The following is a 4,009-nucleotide window of genomic DNA, read 5'->3' on the forward strand; positions in this document are numbered from 1 at the left end:
TCGACGTGCTGATCACACACGGCATCCATGGCTTCGGCCATTTCGCGAAGGCGTATGCGCGGCGTTACGGCCACGCGCCTTCCGTCACCGCGAGGCAACCCCGATGACGCACTCCGCAACCGGCCGCCCGGCGGCCCCGGCCCGCACCGAATCCGCGCAGCAGGACAACGACCCGTCCGAACTGCGCGTGCAGGATCTCGATCTCAACTTGCTGAAGACGTTTCGCGCGGTCTATGAGGAGCGGCACGTCGGCCGCGCGGCGCTGCGGCTCGGCGTCACGCAGCCATCCGTGAGCTACGCGCTCGGCCGGCTGCGGCTGATGTTCCGCGACGCGCTGTTCGTGCGCACCGGCACCGGCGTCGAGCCGACGCCGCGCGCGCAGCGGCTCGCGCTGTCGGTCGACAAGGCGCTCGCGATCCTGCAGGACGTGCTCGACGAAGGCTCGCGCTTCACGCCCGACAGCACGCAGCGCGTGTTCCGCCTGCACATGAGCGATTTCGCGGCGAGCGCGTTCCTGCCGACGCTGCTCGCCGCATTCGACCGCCGTGCACCGGGCGCCGTGATCGAGACGCTGCACGTCGACGAATGCCAGCTCAACGTCGCGCTCGAATCGGGGCGCATCGACTTCGCGCTCGGGCATTTCGCCGATGCGTCGAGCCATTTCCAGCGCGCCGCGCTGCTGCACGAGCGCTGCGTGCTGCTGATGCCGCGTCGCACCGCGCAGCGTGTCGCGCTGCCCGACGACTACGTGCTCGATGGCGACGCGCCCGACACGCTGCGCTTCGTCGCGGTCACGTCGCATCCGCAATCGATGCAGTTGCTGGAACGGCACGGGCTGATGCCGCGCGTGCGCGCGGCGCTACCCGATTTCATGGTGGTGCCCGCGCTGCTGCAGGACGGCGACTACGCGCTGATCCTGCCGGAGACGATCGCGATCACGTTCGCGGCGCGGCAGCCGTGCACGCTGTACGAGATCGCCGATGCCGGCGAATGGGCGGTGAACGCGTACTGGCACCGGCGTTTCGACGCCGACCCCGGCCATCGCTGGCTGCGTGCGCTGCTGCTCGAGCTGTTCAACATCGGCGAGCTGGCGCCGTTCGACGCATGGCTCGCGCCGCAGCCGCCCGCCTGCGCATAGCGGCGCAAGCGGGTACGGGTATGCGCACGGGCGCGGGGTGGCCGAAACCGTCAGAACGACGTGAGAATGCCCGCGACGATCGAACTGGCCGTCGCGCCGGGCTTGGCAACCGCGACGCCGCCACCCGCCGCACCGTTGACAACGAAGCGCGCATGCGCGCCGTTGCGCACCATCGCGGCGCCCGTGTACAGCACCGTGCGCTTCGACAGCGGATAGTCGAGGCGGATGCCGTACGAATCTGCGTTGCCGTCGCTGTCCGCGACCTTGCGGTAGTGGCCGACGCTCAGCAACAGCGACGCACGCCCGATCGGCACCGTCGCGCTCAGCTCCATGATGTCGCTGTGCGGATACGCGCTCTGGCTGTCGATCGCGGTCGCGACGTCGGGGCCGCCGCGATGACGCATGTACAACGCGGCCACCTTCACGACGCTGAAGTCGTACGAAATCGCGCCCAGCGTGTAGTTGCCGTTCGCGGCCGGGCTGGTATCGCCGAGCGCGGATGCGGCCACCGGGCTGAACTTCTGCTGCATATAGTCGACGTCGACCGACAGCCCGCCTTGCACGTAGTTGAGCCCCGCGCCGTAGGTATCGCCGAGCGTCGCCGGCTGCCCGGCCGCGCCGTTGGTGCCGCGCGCGGCCATCGCGCGCAGCATGAAGCCCGCGTAGCGCGGCGACGTGTAGCGCATCGAGTTGCGCACGCGCAGGAACGCGGGCCCGACGAAGTTGTTCGTCGCATTGCCCCACGCGAGCCCCGCGCCGAGGCCCGGCAGGCTGTACGTGACCAGCGTCGTGTGCAGGATCGTGTACAGCTCGCCGAACTGCACGCCGCCGAACGGCCCCGTGATGCCGACCCACGCCTCGCGGCCGAACAGTGCGCTGCTGTTCGACAGCGCACCGCTTCCCGCATTGAAGCCATCCTCCAGCTTGAAGATCGTCGCGTAGCCGCCGCCGAGATCCTCGACGCCCTTCAGCCCCCACTGCGACGCGAACAGGTTGCCGCTGCCCATGCGCGTCACGTGGTTCGGCCCGGCGTTCGCGTATTCGATCGCGGTGTCGACGCGGCCGTAGAGCGTCACGCTCGATTGTGCGAATGCGGGCAGCGCCGCGCAGGCAAGCAGCGCGGCAAGCGGTACGGCAAGCCGGTCGGCCCGCCCGTTCGGTTGATTCATCGTCGTCGTCCCGTAGAGTTTCCGGCGCCGGTCGGCGTCGCGCCGTGTGGTGTGAAGCGCGTTCGCCGCGAAGGGCCAACGCTGCCGATCAAAAACGGGCCGAGTCTAGGAACGACAATTTCGGACGTCGACGCAATGCGCTCTATAACGCTTATAGATGCGCCACATGATGCGTGCGCGCCCCGCCACAGGCGCGCTGCGCGGCGGCCGGCGCGCGGGACCCTGGTGTTTTCTTTATCCGGGTCGGTAAATGCCCGTGTGGTGCGGCTGTCACTCCGGCTATGGCGGCCGAATTTGGCCGACTACGCTGCGTCTCCGACACGTGCCCCCGCACGCTTTCGCGCCGCGACGGCGCCCGGCCCGCCAAGGCCGCTGCCGCGCTTTTCCACCGCCCGCTCCTGGAGAATCCGCATGTCCGCATCCACGGCCCGCGCTGCCGACGGCAAGCGCTATACGTACGAATGGTATGTCGTCGTCATCTGCATGCTCGCGTACGTCTTTTCGTTCGTCGACCGCCAGGTCCTCGTGCTGATGATCGAGCCGATCAAGCGCGACCTGCATCTGTCCGATACGCAGTTCAGCCTGCTGAACGGCTTCGCGTTCTCGCTGTTCTATGCGGTGATGGGGCTGCCCGTCGCCTATCTCGCCGACCGTTACGCGCGGCCGCGGATCATCTCGCTCGGCATCGCGCTGTGGAGCGTCGCGACCGCCGCGTGCGGGCTCAGCCAGCATTTCGTGCAGATGTTCATCGCGCGGATGGGCGTCGGTGTCGGCGAAGCCGCGCTGTCGCCCGGCGCGTATTCGATGCTCGCCGACTACTTCCCGAAGGAGAAGCTCGGACGCGCGATCGCCGTGTATTCGCTCGGCTCGTTCATCGGCGGCGGCGTGGCGTTCCTGATCGGCGGCTACGTGATCGCGCTGCTCAAGCACGCGAGTGCGTTCACGCTGCCGGTGGTCGGGCAGGTGCATGCATGGCAGGTCACGTTCCTGATCGTCGGGCTGCCGGGAATCTTCGTCGCGCTGCTGTTCGCCGCGACCGTGCGCGACCCGCAGCGCAAGGGGCTCGCGCAGGATCGCTCGGGCGCCGTGCGGCGCGTGTCGATGCGCGATTCACTGCGCTTCGTCGGCACGCATCGCGCGACCTTCTCGTGCCACTACCTCGGCTTCTCGTTCTACGCGATGACGCTGTACTGCCTGCTGAGCTGGACGCCCGCGTTCTATATCCGCCACTTCGGGATGACGGCCGTCGAAGCCGGCTACACGCTCGGCATCGTGCTGCTGGTGGCGAACACGGCCGGCGTGTTCTGCGGCGGCTGGCTCAACGACTGGCTGCTGCGACGCGGCCGCGAGGATGCGCCGATGCGCGCCGGCGCGATCGGCGCCGCGTGCATGGTGATCCCCGCGACGCTGTTCACGCAGCTCGACTCGCTGCCCGCGTCGCTCGCGACGCTCGTCGTCGCGATGTTCTTCGCGTCGTTCCCGATGCCGACGTCCACCGCCGCGATGCAGACGCTCGCGCCGAACCAGATGCGCGCGCAGATCTCCGCGCTGTTCCTGCTCGTGTCGAACCTGATCGCACTCGGGATCGGCACGACCGTCGTCGCGCTGTTCACCGATCGCGTGTTCGGCGCGCCGGCGGCGGTCGGTCACTCGATGTCGATCGTCAACGTCGCGGCCGCCACGCTCGCCGCGCTGCTGCTCG

At 68.8% G+C, this 4,009-nt stretch carries 3 protein-coding genes and 1 pseudogene; 3 read left to right on the forward strand and 1 reads right to left on the reverse strand.

Annotated elements, in window-relative coordinates:
- Both G3N99_RS36035 and G3N99_RS36040 read left to right on the forward strand, forming a co-directional pair.
- Nucleotides 1–107: pseudogene (locus G3N99_RS36035) on the forward strand (AraC family transcriptional regulator); the annotation flags it as partial.
- Complete coding sequence (locus G3N99_RS36040; RefSeq protein ID WP_206124749.1) at nt 104–1,138, forward strand: LysR family transcriptional regulator; 1,035 nt, start codon at nt 104–106, stop codon at nt 1,136–1,138. The pseudogene G3N99_RS36035 and the gene G3N99_RS36040, both read left to right, overlap by 4 nt.
- A 50-nt stretch (nt 1,139–1,188) precedes the next feature.
- On the opposite strand, the gene G3N99_RS36045 is transcribed toward G3N99_RS36040, so the two are convergent.
- Complete coding sequence (locus G3N99_RS36045; protein ID WP_206124750.1) at nt 1,189–2,307, reverse strand: porin; 1,119 nt, start codon at nt 2,305–2,307, stop codon at nt 1,189–1,191.
- Between the two features lie 411 nt (nt 2,308–2,718).
- Here G3N99_RS36045 and G3N99_RS36050 point away from each other — a divergent pair.
- A partial coding sequence (locus G3N99_RS36050; RefSeq protein WP_206124751.1) for an MFS transporter occupies nt 2,719–4,009 on the forward strand: 1,291 nt, incomplete at its 3' end.

Source organism: Burkholderia sp. Ac-20392, assembly GCF_017104585.1.
GTDB classification, from domain to species: Bacteria; Pseudomonadota; Gammaproteobacteria; order Burkholderiales; family Burkholderiaceae; genus Burkholderia; species Burkholderia lata.

Excerpts from the sequence above, each read along its gene's own strand:
- G3N99_RS36040 (WP_206124749.1), top strand. The coding sequence starts at position 104 with ATGACGCACTCCGCAACCGGCCGCCCGGCGGCCCCGGCCCGCACCGAA.
- G3N99_RS36045 (WP_206124750.1), bottom strand. The coding sequence starts at position 2,307 with ATGAATCAACCGAACGGGCGGGCCGACCGGCTTGCCGTACCGCTTGCC.